This is a genomic window from Corallococcus sp. bb12-1 (genome assembly GCF_026626765.1).
Lineage (GTDB): Bacteria > Myxococcota > Myxococcia > Myxococcales > Myxococcaceae > Corallococcus > Corallococcus terminator.
Genome location: NZ_JAPNJZ010000018.1, coordinates 914,108 through 934,158, shown reverse-complemented (window position 1 = coordinate 934,158; position 20,051 = coordinate 914,108). Strand labels below are relative to the sequence as shown.

Here is a 20,051-nt window from a genome sequence, read left to right as displayed (position 1 = left end):
GTTGTCACGGTACGCCTGACGCAGCGGGCTGCGCTGTGACTGGGTACTTCAGGCTCACGGACGATGTGATGCTCGCTGGACGTTGGGGTCTGGGGGCGCCCGTGGACGCCCAGGGCCAGGACCAGGGCTCGTGGCTGTTCATGCAGGGCGTGTCCGCCCGAGTGGAGGGGGCATTGCGCGTGCCGTTGTCCGCGCAGGGAAGGGCGCTCGACTTCTCGCTCGCGGATGCGGGCGCTGTTCCCATCGTCTCCCAACGGGTGGCGGAACTTCTGAACCGACTCACTCCGCGCGACGTGGAGTTGTTTCCCGTGGCGGTGGAGGGTTATCCAGAGCCCTACTTCCTCGTCAACGTCGTCCGACTGGTGAAGTGCATCGATGACGCGGCCTCGGGCGAGGTGCGCTATTGGACTCCGGAGGATGGAAGGCCGGACCGGGTTGGCACTTATCGGGCCGTCCACGACCTGCGCATCGACCCGATGAAGACGGAAGGCGCCGACATCTTCCGCACCTGGGGCTGGCCCCTCGCCCTCATCATCTCCAAGGACATCAAGCTCGCCCTGGAGCACCTGGGCGCCACGGGCGTGAGGTTCAAGGACGTGTCGCCGCTGCGCTGATCCACCACCAATCGTTGACGCGGGCACTTCGCACCCTGGCGGATGAACTCGTCCAGAAGGGAAGCTTTCTCAACAAGCTGGTAACTCGTACGGAGTGAGTCCCGGAGTTCAATCCATGTCGCAGCAGTACTTCGACCTTTCTGACGACGTGTACCTGGAAGGACGCTGGGAGTTGGGGCACCCGCAGGATGCTCAGGGAACTGAACTCATGAACCCCTGGCAGTTCCGGATGGGCAAGCCGGCTTTCTGGCCCGAGCGTGTTCGCATTCCCGTCAAAATCCCAGGCACCGTGCTGGACTACTCGCACGCGCCCTTCAGCGTTCCCGTCGTCCACACCCGGGTGGCCTCCATCTTCGAGCGGCTGGCCCCGGCGGATGTGCAGTTCTTCCCCGTCGACATCGAAGGCCAGGCTGATGAGTTCCTCATCATGAATGCCGTCCGCCGAGTGAACTGCATCGACGACGACGCTTCGGAAGAGGTGCTCTACTGGAAGCCCAAGAACGGGCTCCCAGAAAAAGTCGGTACCTACTTCTCCGTGTGGGGCATGCGCTTGGACGCCCTCCGGATCGGAAGTCCCAAGGTGTTCCGGCCCCTGCATTGGGAGGTGTCCCTCATCATCTCCGAGGACATCAAGCTCGCCCTGGAGCACCTGGGCGCCACGGGCGTGAGGTTCAAGGACGTGTCGCCGCTGCGCTGATCCACACCCCCGGGCACCACGGCGCCTGTCCGCCCGGTCGCCCCCTTCGCGGGGTGTCGGTTGCAATCAGGGCCGGCGCGGCTACATTCAGGGTTCCACTTCGCGTTCGCAGCCCCCGGGTCCCTGTCCAGATGACGGTTTCGCTCACAGCCTGCCAGCAGCTCGCTCCGCGCCGGATCTCCGTGCGCCGGACGCTGCCCGCGCATGGCCGAGCCACCGCCTGGCTTGTCTCCCACGCCCCCCGTCCCGTGTAGCTCGCGACGGTCGGCGTCCTCTCCACCCTTTCACCCGACGGCTCCTCCATGCGCTCCCTTTTCCCGGGAATGCGTGGGGCCGTCATTCCTTCTCACCGCCAGGAGGCACCACCATGGTCCACAACCATCCCCTCATCGTCACCGACACCGACCTCCAGCGCCTGGAGCGCGTCGTCGAACAGTACGGCACCGCGCGCAACGCGGAGCTCGTGGAGCAACTGGAGTCCGAGCTCGCCCGCGCCGTCGTCACCTCCTCCTCCACCATCCCCCCCAACGTCGTCACCATGAACAGCACCGTCGTCTTCGAGGACGAAGAGGGCGGCGGCAAGCGCGAGGTCACCCTCGTCTATCCCAAGGACGCCAACAGCGACGCGGGCCGCATCTCCGTCCTCGCCCCCGTGGGCAGTGCGCTCATCGGTCTGTCCGTGGGCCAGACCGTGGAATGGCCCCTCCCCAACGGCCGCACCCGCCGCCTGCGCATCGTCGCCGTCCCCTACCAGCCCGAAGCCGCCGGTCACTTCGACCTGTGACGCATCCCGCCGGAACACGGCGCGCTCCTGACGCGTCAGCCGCCGTGTTCCGTGCGTCAGCCGCCTGCGATTGACGCGTCAGCGCCCGGCCCCCCCGCGCCCGCGCTCCTCCATCCCCGCGCGATTCCTCACGTCGTCTTGTTGACACCGCTGGCCCCGGGCGTGCATCCGCCACGTCACCCCTCGCCCCGCGAAGGGTCGCGGACGTCCCTACGTCCGTGAGTCGATGTGGAGGAACGCTTTGTTCGCACGAAGGCATCACCTTGGGCTCGGAGGACTGGCCGTCCTCTGCGCCTTCAGCGCCCAGGCCCAGAACAGCACCATTCCGGGCATCGAACTGGAGCGCCTGCAGCTCAACCCCGGCGCACGCGACAGCCTCGTGCTGTCCACCGGTGACCTGCTCCCCGCCGGGCAGTTCCGCGTAGGGCTCACCGCGCACTACGAGAACAAGCCCCTCGTTCTGCTGGAGAATGACGAGGAGCAGAGCGTCATCATCTCCAACCGCGTGACGGCGCACGTGAGCGGCGCCTACGCCTTCACGAACTGGCTCGAAGTGGGCGCGCAGGTGCCCATCGTGTCCCAGTGGGGCCCGGAGACGGGCGCGGTGGGCGTGAGCCGCCCGACCACCTTCGCGCTCGGCACCCCCTGGCTCCAGGCCCGCGCCGGCTTCCTCTCCGAGGACCGGGGCGGCCCCCTCGACCTCGGCCTGCACCTGGGCGTGGCGCTGCCCCTGGGCAGCGAGGCAGCCCTGACGCGCGACGAGGGCTTCACCTTCTCCCCGCGTCTGGGATTGGGCAAGCGGCTGGCGAACACCTTCCGCGTGGGCGCCGACGTGGGCGCGCTCGTGCGCACCAAGACGTATGCCCTGTCCCCGCAGGCGACCCCCGTCCGCGACGAGATGGGCGTGGAGCTGAACGGCGGCGTGAACGTGTCCGCGGGCCTCTTCGGCCTGCGCGAGGAAGTGCTCGTGCGCGGCACGCTGCCCGTGCAGGATTCGCCCAGCTCGCTGGAAGTCCTCCTGGGCCTGCGCGTCCCCACCGCGGACGGCACCGAGGTGTACTTCATGGGCGGCCCGGGCTTTGGCCAGACGCCGGGCACGCCGCGCTTCCGCCTGCTCGCGGGCGTCTCCTTCGGCACGCCTCCCGCGCCCGCCGGTCCCGTCTGTATCGCGGGCCAACCCCATGTGGCCTCCGAGTGTCCCGACCTGGACGCGGATGGCGACGGCGTGAAGAACCGCGAGGACCGCTGCCCCACCACCCCCGGCCTCGTTGAACTCCAGGGCTGCCCGGACGGTGACGACGACAAGGACGGCATCCTGAACCTGGCGGACAAGTGCCCGGCCCAGGCGGAGAACAAGAACGGCTTCCAGGACGAGGACGGCTGCCCGGACGACCCCGACACCGACGGTGACGGCATCGTCGATTCGAAGGACGCCTGCCCGCGCGAGCCGGAGACCGTCAACGGCTACAAGGACCGGGACGGCTGCCCGGACGTGGATCCCGACCGCGACGGTGACGGCGTCGTCGACCGGCTGGACAACTGCCCGGACGAGCCCGGCACCGAGGCCAACGGTGGCTGCAAGGAAGCGCCGCTCGCCCGCATCGACTCGGGCCGCATCTCCATCCTGGAGTCGGTCTTCTTCGAGAACAACCAGGCCGTCATCCAGAAGCGCAGCCACGCGGTGCTCGACAAGGTCGCCGCCATCCTCGTCTCCCACCCGGAGATCGCGAAGATTCGCGTGGAAGGCCACACCGACAACACGGGCAAGGCCGAGTACAACCTGGACCTGTCCCAGCGGCGCGCCGAAGCGGTGGTGGACTACCTCGTGGGCAAGGGCGTGGAGCGCGGGCGGTTGGAAGCGCAGGGCTTCGGTCCCAACCAGCCCATCGCGGACAACGCCAAGGCGGACGGCCGCGCGAAGAACCGCCGCGTCGAGTTCAAAATTGTCGGAGAGGCCGAGGGCGTGCAGACGACGCCGGCCTCCTCCTCCACTCCGGAACCCCTTCAGAAGTAAGGCAGACCTCTCATGTTCAAGAACGTCATGGAGTCCCTCTTCCGGGGACAGGCGTCACACACGGTCGCGCGCGCGGGCTTCACCGCCGCGGCCCTCAGTGCCCTGTTCCTCCTCATCGGCTGTGAGTCGGGTGACTCGCGGCCCTCCACGCCCGAGTCCGTCCTCACGAGCCAGCAGTCCTCGGCGCTCGTGGGCGACGGCCGGCTCCAGCCCGGCGAACAGTGTGACGACGGCAACACCGTGAGCGGGGATGGCTGTTCCGCCACCGGCACCGTGGAGGCCGGCTACCTGTGCAACGTGCCCGGCAATGCCTGTTCGCTCGCCAGCCTGTGCGGCAACAACGTCACCAACACGGGTGAGCTGTGCGACGACGGCGACACGGTGGGCGGCGGCAACGGCTGTTCGTCCACGTGTGATTTGTCCCTGTGTGGCAACGGTGTCTTCAACAACCAGCCGTTCCCGTCCTTCGCGCAGGAGGTCTGCGACGACGGCAACCGCTTCGAGGGCGACGGGTGCAGCCGGCAGTGCGAGGTGGAGCCCGGCTTCGCCTGCGCGGGCAGCCCCAGCCGCTGCGTGAAGGCGGGCGTGGCCATCTTCAACACTGGCGTGGACAACCAGAACCGCCGCCTGGAAGGCGCCGTGGCGGATCCGCACTGGTTCTACGCGGGCACCACCACGGGCGCGACCACCGGCGTGCGCAACGCCCCTGACTGGCCCCTGGAGATGCAGTCCGCGCGCTTCATGGCGCCCCTGGGCGGAGAGACGTGCGTCTACCAGGACTTCCTGGTCCCCTCGACGACGAACATCTCCCAGTTCCGGCTGCGCCTGGCCACCTTCAATGACAACCAGTTCGCCAGCGCGAAGGTGAACGGCGTGGCGGTCTCCCCCATCACCGTCAGCGAGCCCTCCGGCCAGCCGTGGCAGAAGAACATCTTCCGCGAGTTCGGCACCAGCGCGCCCTGGCACGCGGGCGTCAACCGCATCGAGCTGTGCAACGAGAACGCGGCCTCGCCCCCGAACGCCTTCCGCTACCTGTTCGTGGATGCGTACGACGACCGCTGCGGCGACGGCGCCATCTCCCTGCGCGAGGAGTGCGACGACGGCAACACCACCGCGAACGACGGCTGCAACGCGAGCTGCGGCATCGAGCCCGGTTACGGCTGCTCGGGGGCGCCCAGCTCCTGCGCCAAGACGTGCGGCAATGGCGCTCTCAATGCCGGCGAGCAGTGCGACGACGGCAACACCACCGCGAACGACGGCTGCAACGCGAGCTGCCGCGTCGAAGCGGGCTACGCCTGCCCCACCCCGGGCAGCGCCTGCGTGGCGTCCTGCGGTGATGGCGCCATCAACGCCGGTGAGCAGTGCGATGACGGCAACGTGTTCAGCTCGGATGGCTGCTCCGCGTCGTGCCGCATCGAGACGGGCTACGCCTGCTCCGGTGCGCCGTCCGCCTGCGCCCCGCTGTGCGGCAACGGCGTCCTGAACGCCGGCGAGCTGTGCGACGACGGCAACACGGCCCTGGGCGATGGCTGCTCCAACGCCTGCACCCTGGAGCTGGGCTACGCCTGCGCCACGCCGGGCCAGCCCTGCGCCCAGACGTGCGGCAATGGCAACGTGAACCCCGGCGAGCAGTGCGATGACGGCAACCTGACGTCGTCCGACGGCTGCTCCACCGAGTGCAGCGTGGAGCGGGGTTATGCCTGCACCGCTCCGGCGGCGGGCCCCTCCGTGTGCGCCTTCACCTGCGGCAACGGTGCGCTGGAGACGGGCGAGGTGTGCGACGACGCCGAGACGCAGTCCGGCGACGGCTGCTCGAACGGCTGCCGCGTCGAGCCGGGCTGGAGCTGCTCGGGTGTGCCGAGCGTCTGCAACACCCAGTGCGGTGACGGCATCACCGCGGGCAATGAGGTGTGCGACGACGGCAACTTCTCCGCGAACGACGGCTGCAACGCGTCCTGCCAGGTGGAGGCGGGCTGGAGCTGCCCCGCGCCCGGCAACGTGTGCTTCAACACCTGCGGCAATGGCGTCATCAATGCCGGCGAGCAGTGCGACGACGGCGATGCCACGTCGGGCGACGGCTGCTCCGCCACGTGCGCCGTGGAGTCTGGCTACTCGTGCAACGGTGCGCCCAGCCTCTGCGGCACCACGTGCGGTGACGGCGTCCGGGCCGGTGCCGAGGTGTGCGACGACGGCAACCTGACGGGCGGCGACACCTGTTCGCCGCGCTGCCTGCTGGAGATTGGCCAGACGTGCACCGCCTCCAATGTCTGTGAAGCGGTCTGCAACCCCTCGTCCCAGACGTGCGCGGCCGCCAATGTGTGCGGCAACGGCATCAAGGAAGGGACGGAGGCGTGCGACGACGGCAACCTCACGTCGGGTGACGGCTGCTCGGCCACGTGCACCGTGGAGGAGGTCCAGGAGCCCGTGCCCGCGGCACCCGTCATCACCGGCCCCGCGTCCGGCACCACCGTGAGCACCTCCACCCCCGCCATCACCGGCACCGGCCAGCCCGGCAGCCAGGTGACCGTGCGCGAAGGCGGAACGGTGCTCTGCACCGCCACCGTCGATGCCACCGGGAACTGGAGCTGCGTGCCCACCGCCCCGCTGACGGACGGCCCGCACGCGGTGACGGCCACGGCCGAGACGCCCAAGGGGGGCACCAGCCCCGTGTCCAACACCGTGTCCTTCGTCGTGGACACCCAGGTGGACACCCAGGCCCCCGAAACCGTCATCGTGAAGGGCCCGCCCGCGAGCACCTCCGACCGGACGGCGGACTTCGAGTACGGCCCCGACGAGGAAGGCATCACGTTCGAGTGCAGCCTCGACGGTGGCGCCTTCGTCCCGTGCAAGGACCGCTACACCGTCTCGCCCGGGGACCACACCCTGCGGGTGCGCGCGGTGGACGACGCGGGCAACGCGGACACCTCGCCCGCGGAGCACACCTGGACCGTGACGAACACGCGCGCCTTCGCGGGCGGCGGGTGCAGCACCGCGCCCGACGCCTCCTGGCTCGCCCTCCTGGGCCTGATGGGACTGCCCGGCCTGCGCCGCAGGCAGCGCCGCCCGGCCGCCTGAGGTCCCCGTGGTTTCCGGGGAGGCTCCCTGGAGCCTCCCTGGAGCCTCCAAGGCGTTCATGGAGGCCGCCGGAAGGGGCCGGATGTCCCCTTCGGGGGGTGCCCCCTCGCCCCCCTTCCATCCGCGCCCTTCCGGCGGCGCTCCCGCATCGTCTGGCCTTCCCCGTATGCTCCGTCCGTGCACAGGGCAGGCCGCCATCAGGAGTTGTACGAGGAAGAGGTCCTCCTCGCGCTGGACGAAGGGCTGCTGTCCTCCGAGGAGGCGGCGGCCCTGCGCGAGGACGCCCTCCGCCTGCACCGCGGGCCCCTGGAGCTGTTGAAGGAACGGGGTCGGCTGACGGAGAACACCCTGGACCTCTTGCGCAAGGACCTGGCCCGCGAGCGCACGGACCGGGGTGGCGCCCCCATCCAGGAGGCCCCCACGCTGTCGACCGCGCCTCCGGCGGCGACGGATGCGGACGGGTCGCCCGCGTTCCCGGTGCCCGGATGGGACCGGTATGAGCCGGTGCGCTTCCTGGGGCAGGGCGGCATGGGGCAGGTGTTCCTGGCCTACGACCCGCTCCTGCGCCGCAACGTGGCCCTCAAGTTCGTGCGCGACGGGGACCCGGAGCTGGCCCGCCGCTTCCTCTCCGAGGCCCGGGCCCAGGCCCGCGTGCGCCACGAGCGCGTGTGCGAGGTCTACGAGGTGGGCGAGGTGCGGGGGCAGGCCTTCATCGCCATGCGCTACGTGGAGGGCCCGACGCTGGGACACCTCTCCAACACGCTGACGCTGGAGCAGCGGGTGCTCGTGCTGGCCCACGCCGCGGAGGGCGTGCACGCGGCGCACCGCGCGGGGCTGGTCCACCGCGACCTGAAGCCCGGCAACATCCTGGTGGAGCGCACGGAGGACGGGGGCTTCAACCCCTTCGTGATGGACTTCGGCCTGGCGCGCGACTGGCGCGAGGAGGGCCATCAGGCCAACGCGGTGCTGGGCACGCCCCACTACATGCCGCCCGAGCAGGCGCGGGGCGAGGGTCACCGCCTGGACCGCCGCGCGGACGTCTACGCCCTGGGTGGCACGCTGTACGCGCTGCTCACCGGGCAGCCGCCCTTCACCGGGGAGACGGAGACGGAGGTGCTCACGCGGCTCCAGACGGAGGCGCCGCTCGCGCCGCGCTCCCTGGACGTGAACATCCCGGAGGACCTGGAGGCCATCGTCCTCAAGTGCCTGGAGAAGGAGCGGCCCCTCCGCTACGACTCCGTGCGCTCGCTCATCGACGATTTGCAGCGCTTCCTGTCCGGGGAGCCGGTGCGGGCCCGGCAGGGTGCGCGCTACTGGCTGCGCAAGAAGGCCCGCAAGCACCGCGCGGCGCTGATGCTGGGCACCGGCGTGGTGGTGGTGGTCGCGGGGGCGCTGGGGCAGGCGGCGCTCGTGCGCGGAGAAGTGGCCGAACGCGAGCGGCTGGCCCGCGCCTTCACCGAACGCGTGGAGCGCATCGAGTCCGCGGTGCGCTACTCCGCCCTGTCGCGCCTGCACGACACGCGCGAGGACCGGCAGGCGCTGCGCGCGAGCATGGCCGCGCTGGAGGCCGACGTGCGGCGCGCGGGGGCTCGGGCGGATGGAACCGGGGAGTACGCCCTGGGCCGCGCGCTGTTCGCGCTGGACGACCTGGACGGGGCCCGCGAGAAGCTGGAGGCCGCGTGGGCGAACGGCTACCGCGAGCCCCGTGTGGCGTGGGCGCTGGCGCAGGTGCTGGGCCACCTCTACCGCGACCAGTTGCTGCTGGACGTGGAGCGCCGCGCGCCCGAACAGCGGGAGGCGCGCCGCAAGGAGCTGACCCGGCGCTACCGCGACCCCGCGCTCGCGTACCTGCGACAGGCGGAAGGGCCGGATGTCCCCGCGCCGCCCGAGTTCGTGAAGGCCCTGTTCGCCTTCTATGAGGACCGTCCGGACGAGGCCCTGTCGCTGCTGGCCACGCCCGGCATGCAGGTGCCGTGGTTCTACGAAGCGCCCCTCCTGCGCGGTGACATCCTGCTCGCGCGCGCCATGCAGCGCTGGAACGGGGGCGACCGCGCGGGCTCGCAGGCGGACCTGGCGCTGAGCCGCGAGGCGTATGCCGCCGCCGTCGCCACCGCGGAGAGCCAGCCCGGGGTGCACGCGGTGCTGGGGCGGCTGGAGCTGGCCGCGATGGTGATGGAGCTGTACGCCGAGGGGAACGTGCTGCCGCATTACGAGCGCGGGCTGAATGCGCTGTCGCATGCGCTCGTCGCCGCGCCGGACCATGCGCGGGCGCTGGTGCTGGTGGCGCGCTTCCACCGCCGGCTCGCGGAGCAGCGCACGAACCAGGGCGGAGAGGGCGTGGAGGCGCTGCTGGAGAAGTCGCTGGCGGCGCTGCGCACCGCGGAGGCCGTGGCGTCACCGAGCGCCCGCGTCCCGCTGGAGCAGGCCCTGACGCACCGGCTGTGGGCGCGTTACCAGCAACTGCACGGCGTGGATCCGCGCGAACAGCTGCGGCTCGCGACCGCCTCCTTCGAGCGCCTGCGCCCCGAGGACCGGGACTACGCCTTCCACGCCAACCTGGGGCTGACGTGGCAGGGACAGGCGGACGCGGAGGCCGCGCGCGGTGGGGATCCGCTGCCCTTCCAGGGGAAGGCCATCGACGCGTACCTGGCGGCGCTGAAGCTGAGCGAGCAGGAGCCCTACACGTGGATCAACCTGGGGGTCGCCTGGCGCAAGCGCGCCAACGCGGCGAACGCGCCCGACGCGGCGGGTGATCTGCGCAAGGCGAACAACGCGCTCACCCGGGCCCTGTCCCTCAACCCGGACAACTTCAGCGCGTGCTTCAACGGCGCGGAGGTGGCCGAGCAGCTCGCGCGCTTCCACTACCTCAAGGGCGAGGACGTGAGCGTGGACCTGGAGCGGGCCCTCGCGCTGTACCGACAGGGCCTGGGCCTCAACGCGAAGCAGCCCGCGCTCCACAACGCCCTGGGCTCCGCGCTGTTCTGGCAGGGGGAGCTGCTGGCGGAGGAAGGGGGCGACCCGGCGGCGCTGCTCGCGCAGGCGCGCGCGTCCTTCGAACAGGCGCGGACGCTGGCGCCCACGCAGGGCTTCGCGTTCAACAACCTGGGCGAATGGGAGGTCTTCCGCGCCGAGGGCCAGCTCGCGAAGGGCCAGGACCCCACGGCCGCGCTGCGCGCCTCGGTGGCGCACTACACGGCCGCGCTCGAACGGCTGCCGGACGACGCGGACTTCCTGGCGAACCTGGGCAAGGCGTGGGTGCACCAGGGGACGTGGGCGCTGTCCCAGGGGAGAGATCCGGCGCCGGACCTCGCGCGGGCCGAAGCGGCGTTGAACCGGGCGCGTGAACTCAACCCGTCCCTGGGCAATGCGTGGCGCTACCTGGCGGAGGGGCAGGGGGGCCGGGCCCGCTGGACGGCGCGTGGCCATGGCGCGGCGGACGGTGACTTCCAGCGCGCGGCGCAGTCGTTCGAAGAAGCCCTGAAGCGGGATCCGAGGCTGGAGTACCGGCTGGCGGCGGCGGACTTCCACGGCGCGTGGGCTGCGTGGCGACTGAGCGAAGGCCAGGACGCAACGGCCGGACTGACGCGCGGGCTGGAGCTGGCCGACGCGGTGGTCGCGGCCCGTCCCCGGTGGGCCCGGGCACGCGCGGTGCGAGCGGAGCTGCTGCGGCTTCGCGGCGGGCCGAGCGCCCCGGTGCAGGCGCGCGCGACCGAGTGAATCGCGCACGGCCTCGCGGTTTCGTCCACGAGAGCCGGTAGGGAGAGGCTCGGGCTGGAAGCCCCCCTCCGCGGACGAAGCGTCCCAACCTGTCCGACAGTCGGACAGGTTTGGCGCGAAGTGTCCCGGCGGACGCCTCGACCCATGGACCCGCCCTGGCGTCCGTTCCAGCGCGACGTCGCGGCTCATGGCTGCGCTCCGCAAGGGGAGCAGCCTCGCGGAGCCCTTCGGGTCGCGGAATGGGGTCACGATTTTCTGGTGACCTGCCGACGGGGCCGAGTTGGAGCGGAACCGCTACAGCTTCGCGCCGGACCGCGCGCTCTGTTTCGGGAGCGCGCGGACGCGGCACGTGGGCCCTGACGGGGCCCGCGGACTACTTCCGGAAGACTTCCGGGGGATCGCTCGTCACGTCGATGCCGCCGTTCTTCCGGTCATCCTCCAGCGGCACGACCATCCGGTCCTTCGCTTCGTCGGGGTCGGGGATGTTGACCTCGAAGCCGTACGTTCCCTTCGGCGCCGTGGCGGAGACGGTCAGCGCGGACGTCGCCATGGTGGCGCCCCCCAGTCTGTAGGGGCTGGGCGTGGTGAGGGGGTCGATGAGGGGGAACGTCACCTTGGCGCTGACGATGGAGGCGGTGCCGATCGTGAAGGTCACCGTGTCGCCATGTTTCACCTCCGGTCCAGGCAGGTAGGTGACGGGGGTCGTGGAGATATCAATTGTGATGTTGGCCATAGATCCTCACGGCAATGCAGCGCCCGTACCAGCGTGCGGGCTCGTGTGTACACCCTCGGAGGTATCATCGACGGGGCGAAGGACCCGGGGCCCCGGACGCGTCAATGACACATTGAAACACGGCTGACGTGTCAGCTCAGGTCCCCTCCAGGCCCAGCTCGCGCACCCGGCGCTGGAGCGCGCGGCGGGAGACCTCCAGCTTCTGCACCATGCGGTCCAGGTCCCCCTCGCATTCGTGGAAGCAGCGGGTGAGCTCCTCCGGGCTCAAATCCCGCGCGGTGCGCAGCAAGGAACTCTTGTCGATGAGCACGTACACGGAGGAGCGCGGAATGCCCAGCCAGTCCGCGGTGGCCTTCAGGTCCCACGCGCACGCGCGCAGGGCCTCCAGCACCTCCTGCTCGCTCACGTCCGCCGGCTTGCGGCGCGCGGGCGTGCGGTGCCCCGCGGGGGTGTTCTCGGTGGCGGAGGACGGCGGCTCCACGTTCAGGGGCTGGCCAGGGATGGGGAGCGCGTCGGCGTCCAGCGTCTGCTCCATCCGCGCGTCCACGCGCAGCCCGGGCAGGCCCCGGCTGCCGATGACAAGCTGCCGCGCGACGTTGCGAAGCTGCCGCACGTTGCCGGGCCACGCGGAGCGCGCCAGCCGCACCGCGAGGGACGCGGGGAGCCACGGTTCGGCCCGGGCGTCCGCGGACGTCAGGCGCCCGGCCTCGCCGGTGGACTCCAGCTCCTGGCGGGCGAAGTGGAGGAACAGGGGGGTGATGTCCTCGCGGCGCTCGCGCAGCGGCGGCACGACGATTTCAAAGCCCGCCAGCCGGTGCAGCAGCGGGGCCTTGAAGCGGCCGTCGTGGATGCGCGCCTCCAGGTCCGCGTCGGTGGCGGTGACGAGCCGCACGTCGACGCGCACGGGCGTCTGGCCGCCCACGGGGTAGACCTCGTTCGTCTCCAGCACGCGCAGGAGCGCCGCCTGGACCTCCGGGGGCGCCTCGGCGACCTCGTCCAGGAAGAGGGTGCCGCCATGGGCCGCGCGGAAGAAGCCGTCGCGGTCGCGCGTGGCGCCGGTGAACGCGCCCCGCAGCGTCCCAAACAGCTCCGCGGCGATGAGGTCCCGGGACAGGGCGCCCAGGTTGACGCTGACGAAGGGGCCGCCGCGGCGGGGCCCCTGCTCGTGGAGCGCCCGCGCCACCAATTCCTTGCCCGTGCCCGTCTCGCCCCGCACCAGCACGGGCACCTGGAGGTCGGCGACGCGCAGCACGTCCTCGCGCACCCGGACGATGCCCTCGCTGTCGCCCACCATGCCCAGCCCCGCCGGGTTCGCCGGGTTCGCCGGCCGGGGGGCCGTGGACGCGCGCGGGGTGGCCCGGTGCAGCAGCAGCGCCACGCGCCCGGCGAGCACCAGCGGCACGCCCGCGACCAGCGCGTCGGCCGGGAACTCCCGCCCGCCCTTCACCGGCTCTCCGCCCACCAGCACCGGCGTCCCATCCTCCGGCACGAGCATGCGGATGCCACCGCGCAGGCCGGGCTCGAAGCGCACCGGGGTGCGGCTCAGGAACGGGTCCCCCAGTGGCAGTGACAGCACGCCGCCTGGACGGCTGAAGTCCGGGGCGTTGCGCGACAGCGACACGGCGCGCTCGTCGGACAGCAGCCCTTCGAGCAGCAGCCGCTCGCCAATGCGCTGCGGCTGCGCGTGACCGATGATGGTCAGCGCGGGCACGGCATGGGCCGCCTGCGTGGGCGTGCCCTGCGTGCGGACGGCGGTCGTCGAAAATTCAGCGGGGTTCTTGGGGGGCGACATGGACCTCCGGTGAAGCCTACAACGGGCTGGCTGGCCCTGGAGCGACCAGGCGAGCCCTGCGGGTCCTTACTTCAGCGCGGACGGTGCTTTTCGATGGGGCCGCCTGGAAGCCGACCGCCCGCCTACCCGCACGGTAGGCACGGCCATGAGGGGCGAATGCCGCGCCCCGGGTCCCCCCCGTGAATAGGGTTGAAGGGCCTGCCGTGTGGATCTTCGAGAAAGCGCGAGCCTCCATGTCCCCATCGACCTCGAACATCGCTCCCTTCGACGCCGTCCTCTTCGACCTGGACGGCGTCGTCATCGACACGACCGAGCTGCACTACCGCGTCTGGGAGGAGTTCGCCCGGGAGCGAGGCTACACGCCCACGGGGGAGGAGCTGCTGGCCACCAACGGGCGGCGGGCAGGGGAGACGCTGCGCGCGTGGTTCGGCGCGACGCTGAGCGACGAGGAGGTGGAGGCGCTGACGTACGACCGCGAGATGGCCTTCCAACGGCTGCTGGAGCACGAGCCCGTGTCCGCCGTCCCCGGGGTGGGGGCCTACCTGCGCTCCCTGGAGCAGGCGGGCGTGCCCTGGGCGCTGGGCACGAGCGCGCTGGCGGACAACGCGGAGCTGGCCCTGGAGCGCGTGGGGCTGGAGCAGATGTTCCCGGTGCGCGTCACGTCCACGGACGTCACCCGGGGCAAGCCGGATCCGGAGGTGTACCTGAAGGCGGCCTCCGCGCTGGGGGTGGCGCCCACCGGGTGCGTGGTGTTCGAGGACGCGGTGTCGGGCCTCAGGGCCGCGCGGGCCGCGGGCGCGGCGTGTGTCGCCGTCGCCACGTCGTTCCCGCGCGAGTTCCTGGTGCGCGAGCAGCCGGACTTCCTGGTGAAGGACTTCCGGGACCTGCCCGCGCCCCTGCGTCCCGGAAGCCCGGGCGCCTTCAGGGAGCTGACGGCACTTCACCCGTGAGCACGCAGATGAACGCGACCGGGTCGCACTTCACGGGGAAGAGCGGGTTGATACCGGAGCCGCGCAGCCGTCCCGCGTCGTAGTCCGCGTACGGGTCGCACAGCGCGTCGCTGGGCCCCTTCGTCTTGCTGTCCTGGCACTTCACCACCGGCCAGATGCCCTTCACGGTGTACTCGGCGGTGCAGCCGTTCTCCGTGTAGACGAGGTCCGCGGTGAACTGCGTGCCCGGAATCTCCGGCGTGTTGTAGATGCGCAGGTTGTTCCACGCGTAGCCGAACTCCTGCGCGGGCAGGAGGCCCCCGTCGGGATCCTGGGCCTCCGTCACCTCCAGCCGCGTGGGGGTGAGTTGGGGCACCGTGCAGAAGCGGTCCTCTCCCGGCGTCTCGGAGGCGAAGGGGCCCACCGCGGTGGCGCTGGCCTTGGACTCCTCCGACAGGCGCGAGGCGAAGGTCTGCAGCAGCGTGCCCAGCCGCGTGCTGCGCATGCCCACCGTGTCGGGGGCCTTCGGGTCCTGGCTGAAGTACTTCTGCAGGCCCAGGGGCTCCGGCTTGAGCTGGGCGCAGGCGAGGTCCGGGTTCTGCCCGGCCTTGAGCTCATAGGTCGCGGCGAACGAGCCGGTGGAGCCGTCCGACACGGCTCTGGCCACCACGCACGGCGCCACGGGTTCACTGCCACAGGCGCCGGCGGTGACGACCGCGGCCGCCAGGCCTCCACTGATTGCCATCCATCGAAGCTTCATCGCGGGTGTCCTTTCTCGTGTGGCGCGGAGGCCTAGAAGCTCAGCTTCGCGCCCAGACGGATGGCCCGCGGTGCCTGATAGGCGGTGGGCCGCTTGAAGTTGGGGTTGATGTCCGCCTCGACGATGGGCAGGCCCGTGGTGGTGGAGATGACCTTGCAACCGGGGTTGTTCTTCGTGAGGCACGCGGTGAGGTCGTCCGGGGTGCCGCCCTGCTCGATGGCGTACACGCGCGTGGTGGTGAAGGTCTGGTCCACGTCCGTGTACTGCTGGAAGTTGAAGAGGTTGAAGACGTCCAGCGACACGGTGAGCACATAGTCCTTCACCAGCTTCTGGTTGAGGCCCACGTGGCCGTCCACGCCGTGCACCCAGGGCAGCCGGCCGGCGCTGTCGCGCGGCAGGATGAAGGTCTCCGAACCGCTGCGACGCGGGTGCGCGCCCAGGTAGTTGAGCGGCGTGCCGGAGCGCGCCCGGTAGTTGCCGCCCACGTTGATGCTGGTGCGCGGGGTGATGAAGAACTCCTTCGCGCCGAACACCTTGAAGGAGTGCGTGCGGTCGCCGGGCAGCTGGCCGTCGCGGTTGACGGTGAGCGACACCAGGTCGAAGTCGCGCGTGAGGTTGGGCGACAGCTGGCCGGTGTCCGCGCGGAACAGGCCGGAGTAGTTCCCGCGCAGCGTGGACCAGGTGTAGCTGGCCTGGGCCAGCCACCCGTCGGTGAAGGCGCGTTGGAAGTAGAGGTTGACCGCGTCGTACTCGCGCTTCGCCAGCGGGAAGTCCGTCGAGTAGCCCTTGCCCGGGTTGCCCAGGAAGAAGGTGCTGCCGTCGTCGCGGCTCATGTCCTCGATGACGTCGTTGAGGTAGCGCCGGGTGTACGTGGCGCCCACGCGGCTCGCCGCCAGCAGCTCGTACTCACCGCCCAGGACGAACTCGTCCGCGGACTGGGCGCGAATCTGGGGATCCACCGGCACGCGGTCTCCGCCCTGCGCATCCCAGAGCTGGTTGGGGCTCTCGCGGCTGCCAATGGGCGTGCGGTTGGCGTCGATGGTGCAGTCGGTGAGCAGCGAGCCCTCACGCGACGGGTTGCACGGGGGCGCGCGGTAGGTGGAGGACAAGAGCTGCTGCTGGGGGAAGGACAGGTCCGCCATGTCCAGGGGGACGTTCTCGAAGAAGCGCGCGTAGTTGACGAAGAGCTTCGCGCGGCCCGCCTGCGTCGGGTCGTAGATGACGCCCAGGCGCGGGGACCACTGGTTGGGCAGGTGCAGGCCCACCTCCCCGTCCAGGCCGTACAGCGTCTGCACGTCGTAGCGCAGGCCCGCGTTGACGGTGACCTTGTCGAGGACGGACCAGCTGTCCTGGATGAAGCCGCCGACGGTGGTGGACGTGGAGGTGCCTTCCTTGCTGGCCAGGAACACCGGCCGGTCGGGCGCCTCCAGGTAGCCGTACTGGTTGAGGCTGAAGAAGCAGTCGCCGCCGGTGCACTCCTGCCAGGGCGTGAGGCCGGTGCGCGCGCGGTTGTTGTAGAAGCTCATGCGCTCGATGTCCGCGCCGGCCTTGAGGATGTGGTGGCCAAGGGCCTCCAGCAGGTACGTGCCCATCACCTTGCCCTGCACGCGGTCCAGGCGCTGGATGCTGATGGTGCCGGGGCCGCCGGTGGAATAGGCGGTGACGGGGCAGCGCAGGGCCTGCTCGGCGGGGGTGGTGCCGCAGGCGTTCGGATCCGGCAGGGCTTCGAATTCGTTGATGGTGTGGGGGCCGGGGTTGCGGGTGCGGCGCCACGCGATGTTGGACTGCGCGGACAGGCCCTGGCCGGAGCCCAGGCCGGAGCCGTCCGACGGAAGGGTGGAGTCGGCCTGGTGGTGCCAGCCGAGCGTCGCGTCCACGAGCAGCTTCTTGTCGAAGAAGGACGAGGTCTGCTTGGCCACCATGTCCAGGGCGCTGTTCTCACGCCGGGTGGCGATGGCGCCGTAGGCCCCCTGCACGAAGCCGGTGCAGGACAGGCTGGTGCACACCTCCGGTTCTCCGTCGTCGCTGAAGGCGTACTTGTTGCTGCCGCCGGAGGAGCGCGGCGTGCCGAAGACGGAGACCGCGAGGCTGTGGTCCTGGTTGAAGTTGTAGGTGAGCTTGCCCAGGTACTGCAGGGAGCGCTCGTCGGCGAAGCGGCTGACCTGGGTGCCCTCGATGGGCGTCACCTGGGAGAAGCCGGTGGTGGTGTCCTTGCGGCGGGCGTTCACGGCGGAGCAGCCGTTGGCGGGGTCCACCTCCGTGCACAGCTCGTAGCTGCTGAGCTGCCGGTCCACCTGGATGCGGTTGAAGGACGGCGCGACGCCCACGTAGAACCAGAGCTTGTCCTTGAGCAGGGGGCCGCCCAGGTCGAAGCCGAAGTCGCCCAGGTTGTGGGCGCTGCCCTGAGCGGAGATGACGCTGCCCTCGCGGCGCACCACGGTGCCCGCCGTCTGGAGGGCGCCCGGGGCCATGTTGGCGAACACGGAGCCGTGGAACTCGTTGGAGCCGGACTTGGTGACGACGTTGAGCACGCCGCCGGTGGAGCGGCCGTACTCCGGCATGTAGCCACCCGTGATGATGTTGACCTCCTTGACGAACTCCACCGACAGGGGCGTGCCCAGGGTGCCCACGCCGGGGTCGTTCACGGACAGGCCGTCCACGACGTACTGGCTCTCCGGGGAGCTGCTGCCGCTGATGCTCACGCCGTAGCGGTCCTCGGTGGCGCCGGGGGCCAGCTCCGCCAGGCCCTCGAAGGAGCGCGACGCGGAGCCCTTGGTGCCGGGGCGGATGACGGCGATGTTGCGGATGAAGTCCTGGTCCACGGTGACGCCCGCGGCGCTGGAGCCCACGTCCACGCTGGGAGGGGCGCCCACGACCTCCACGTTCTCCGTGAGGCCCTCGTCGGGGAGCAGCTCGGCATTGAGGCGGATGGTGCGGTCGATGCGCAGCAGGATGCCGCCGCGCTCGTAGGGCTTGAAGCCCTGGGCTTCGAATCTCAGCAGGTAGGTGCCTGAGGGCAGCTGGGGGAGGCGGTACAGGCCGCTCTTGTCGGTGACGACCGTGCGCTCGCCCTGGAGCTGGGGCGAGGTGGCGGTGACGACCACGTTCTCCAGCGAGCTCTTGTTCGCGGCGTTCGTCAGGGTCCCGGTGATGACCGAGTTGCCCTGGGCGAAAGCCCCGGTTCCCCACAGCAGCACCGCGAGCCACAGCCCACGGTTGACACGGTTGCGTCTGGACACGGAATGCCCCTCCCGGCGAAGGCGGCGCACTCTGTCGCAAATCATGAGAAATCCACCAGCTACAAACAATCTGGCTGGTCTGTTAGTGCGGGGAATGCCCGACCCGGTGCGTCGCAAGGGGCGGGACGGCCCCGCTTCCAGGAACTGGATCGTTCCGGGGAGCGGGTTGAAGGTCTCGGACACCCAACCAAGGAGTACGCACATGGCGATCTTCGTGACGACGACGGACCCGCAGGGCTTGATTGACGGAATCAAGAGCGCGGTGGCTTCCAAGAAGGTGGCGGGCTGGGCCTACGACGCGGAGGGCGACGTGACGTCCTCCGAGGCGTCGCTGGCGAACCAGGCCTGGTTCCGGCCCACGCTGGTGCCGGGCGCGGGCGTGGTCTTCACCATCAGCGCGCAGAAGGACAAGGCCATCTCGACGGAGGCCTACGCCGCGTACCACGGGCGTTTCCTGGAGACGCTGCTCGGCCACTTCGCGTCCCAGTTCACCACGGCCAGCGTGACGGCCAGCGGCGAGTCCCGCGCCGGGGACATCGTCAAGGGCGGCTGAGCGTCCTGACGCGTGCGGGGGCCCGTGAGGTTACAGCGGGCTCCCGTCGCACCCTCCGGTGGTCAGAAGATGTTCCAGGGCTCGGAGGAGAAGAGGGCGTGGAAGAGGGTCGTCTGGGGCGGCCTCATGAAGTGGACGTAGAGGGGGACGGGCGTCTGGGCGATGTCGAGCGGAAGGGCGGTGGCGCCGTAGTCCGCCTCGATGCGCTGGGCGATGACGTCGGCGATGCCTTGCAGTTCCAGGGGGGTGGGCCCCAGGAACACCTTGGAGTCCGTGTGGTGCTGCCCATAGACCTCATGGCGGACGCAGTGCACGGTGTAGACCGGAGCCAGGATGCTCAGGTAACCGACGACCCGCCACTCAAGCTGGGGACCCCGTAGGGTCTTCTCATTCGGCGGGGCGACGATCACACCGAAGGCCGGGTTCGCGGAGGGCGGGGTGTAATCCCAGACGTCGCAATCCGGGAACGCCTGCTTGAGTTGCCTCATCAAGGCCAGCCAGCGGTCGAACTCCTTGCGCTTCTCCTTCCATAGCGCTTCGTAACGGGAGTACTCAGGGCTGTGGTCGAGCCGGAAGTCATAGAGATCGTCGTCACGCCAATAATGGCGAGCGATCGCGAGCAGCTCTTGGGCAGAAGGGCTCATGGCTTCTTGAACCTGGGCTCGACGGGGATGGTTTCGCTTCGGCATTCCATGCTGACGCGCGAACCACGGATGGCCCCGAAGAGCGCAACCTTAAAGGTGTTCCTGAACTCCATGCACGCGAGGCCCAGTGCGGTCACGGGCGTGGTCGCGCTGAACACCTTCTGGGCCGCCAGGTTCGCGCAGTCCGCTGAGATGCGTTGGGCCAGCGGCAAGGAGATGGGGCCCAAGCGGCTCGTTTCCATGGGCTCCTCGACGCCCAACTGGCACATGAACACCTCACCTGTATCGCGCCGCAGCGGCACCCGCACACAGGCCGCTCGCCAGCCTCCCGCCCCTGGCTCCGTCTGCTCCACGATGTCAACGAACTTGAAGTGCTTGGGCTGAAGCCTGCCCTCCACGACGGTGCTCGTGGCCATGCAGCCCGTCATCCACCACGACACCACCGCGAGCACCGCCCGCGCCCGTAACGTCGCGTCCATGTCTTTCCCCCCCCGGGAAGA

At 70.4% G+C, this 20,051-nt stretch carries 14 protein-coding genes; 8 read left to right on the top strand and 6 right to left on the bottom strand.

Going from position 1 to position 20,051, the window contains the following annotated elements; all coding sequences use genetic code 11:
• Positions 1-68 precede the first annotated feature (68 nt).
• From OV208_RS24440 to OV208_RS24410, 6 genes are all read left to right on the top strand, one after another.
• Positions 69-614 carry an imm11 family protein gene (locus OV208_RS24440; protein ID WP_267576286.1) on the top strand — a complete coding sequence of 182 codons (546 nt, stop codon included), beginning with the start codon at positions 69-71 and terminating at the stop codon, positions 612-614.
• 115 nt (positions 615-729) lie between these two features.
• On the top strand, positions 730-1,311 hold the full coding sequence (locus tag OV208_RS24435) for an imm11 family protein (protein ID WP_267576285.1): 582 nt from the start codon (positions 730-732) through the stop codon (positions 1,309-1,311).
• Positions 1,312-1,678: 367 nt separating this feature from the next.
• Positions 1,679-2,095: a nucleoside diphosphate kinase regulator gene (gene rnk, locus OV208_RS24430; protein ID WP_267576284.1), complete on the top strand. Its 417-nt coding sequence runs from the start codon at positions 1,679-1,681 to the stop codon at positions 2,093-2,095.
• A 241-nt stretch (positions 2,096-2,336) separates the two neighbouring features.
• Positions 2,337-4,109 (top strand): OmpA family protein, encoded by a 1,773-nt coding sequence (locus tag OV208_RS41255; RefSeq protein ID WP_324291406.1) that lies wholly within the window; start codon positions 2,337-2,339, stop codon positions 4,107-4,109.
• A gap of 12 nt (positions 4,110-4,121) precedes the next feature.
• The gene (locus OV208_RS24415; RefSeq protein ID WP_267576283.1) at positions 4,122-7,184 is read left to right on the top strand and encodes a DUF4215 domain-containing protein; all 3,063 of its coding nucleotides are present in this window, start codon (positions 4,122-4,124) and stop codon (positions 7,182-7,184) included.
• A gap of 177 nt (positions 7,185-7,361) precedes the next feature.
• Entirely contained in the window at positions 7,362-10,901 is a 3,540-nt protein-coding gene (locus OV208_RS24410) for a serine/threonine-protein kinase (RefSeq protein WP_267576282.1), read from the top strand.
• A gap of 373 nt (positions 10,902-11,274) precedes the next feature.
• Here OV208_RS24410 and OV208_RS24405 read toward each other — a convergent pair whose 3' ends face one another.
• Together OV208_RS24405 and OV208_RS24400 are read right to left on the bottom strand one after the other, a co-directional pair.
• Positions 11,275-11,634 carry a hypothetical protein gene (locus OV208_RS24405; protein ID WP_267576281.1) on the bottom strand — a complete coding sequence of 120 codons (360 nt, stop codon included), beginning with the start codon at positions 11,632-11,634 and terminating at the stop codon, positions 11,275-11,277.
• Between the two features lie 136 nt (positions 11,635-11,770).
• Positions 11,771-13,426 (bottom strand): sigma 54-interacting transcriptional regulator, encoded by a 1,656-nt coding sequence (locus OV208_RS24400; RefSeq protein ID WP_267576280.1) that lies wholly within the window; start codon positions 13,424-13,426, stop codon positions 11,771-11,773.
• A 233-nt stretch (positions 13,427-13,659) separates the two neighbouring features.
• Here OV208_RS24400 and OV208_RS24395 point away from each other — a divergent pair, with 233 nt between their 5' ends.
• On the top strand, positions 13,660-14,376 hold the full coding sequence (locus tag OV208_RS24395) for an HAD family hydrolase (protein WP_267576279.1): 717 nt from the start codon (positions 13,660-13,662) through the stop codon (positions 14,374-14,376).
• Here OV208_RS24395 and OV208_RS24390 read toward each other — a convergent pair.
• On the bottom strand, positions 14,348-15,100 hold the full coding sequence (locus tag OV208_RS24390; protein WP_267576278.1) for a hypothetical protein: 753 nt from the start codon (positions 15,098-15,100) through the stop codon (positions 14,348-14,350). The two genes, OV208_RS24395 and OV208_RS24390, sit on opposite strands and share 29 nt — an antisense overlap.
• Positions 15,101-15,147: 47 nt before the next feature.
• Positions 15,148-18,354 (bottom strand): TonB-dependent receptor, encoded by a 3,207-nt coding sequence (locus tag OV208_RS24385; protein WP_267576277.1) that lies wholly within the window; start codon positions 18,352-18,354, stop codon positions 15,148-15,150.
• A 202-nt stretch (positions 18,355-18,556) separates the two neighbouring features.
• On the opposite strand from OV208_RS24385, the gene OV208_RS24380 reads away from it, so the two are divergent.
• A complete protein-coding gene (locus OV208_RS24380; protein WP_267576276.1) occupies positions 18,557-18,907 on the top strand; it encodes a hypothetical protein in 351 nt (116 codons plus the stop codon).
• A gap of 62 nt (positions 18,908-18,969) precedes the next feature.
• Here OV208_RS24380 and OV208_RS24375 read toward each other — a convergent pair whose 3' ends face one another.
• Positions 18,970-19,551, bottom strand: a complete 582-nt coding sequence (locus OV208_RS24375) for a hypothetical protein (RefSeq protein WP_267576275.1) — start codon at positions 19,549-19,551, stop codon at positions 18,970-18,972.
• Complete coding sequence (locus tag OV208_RS24370) at positions 19,548-20,030, bottom strand: hypothetical protein (protein WP_267576274.1); 483 nt, start codon at positions 20,028-20,030, stop codon at positions 19,548-19,550. Before OV208_RS24370 ends, OV208_RS24375 begins: the two co-directional genes overlap by 4 nt.
• Between the last annotated feature and the right edge of the window lie 21 nt (positions 20,031-20,051).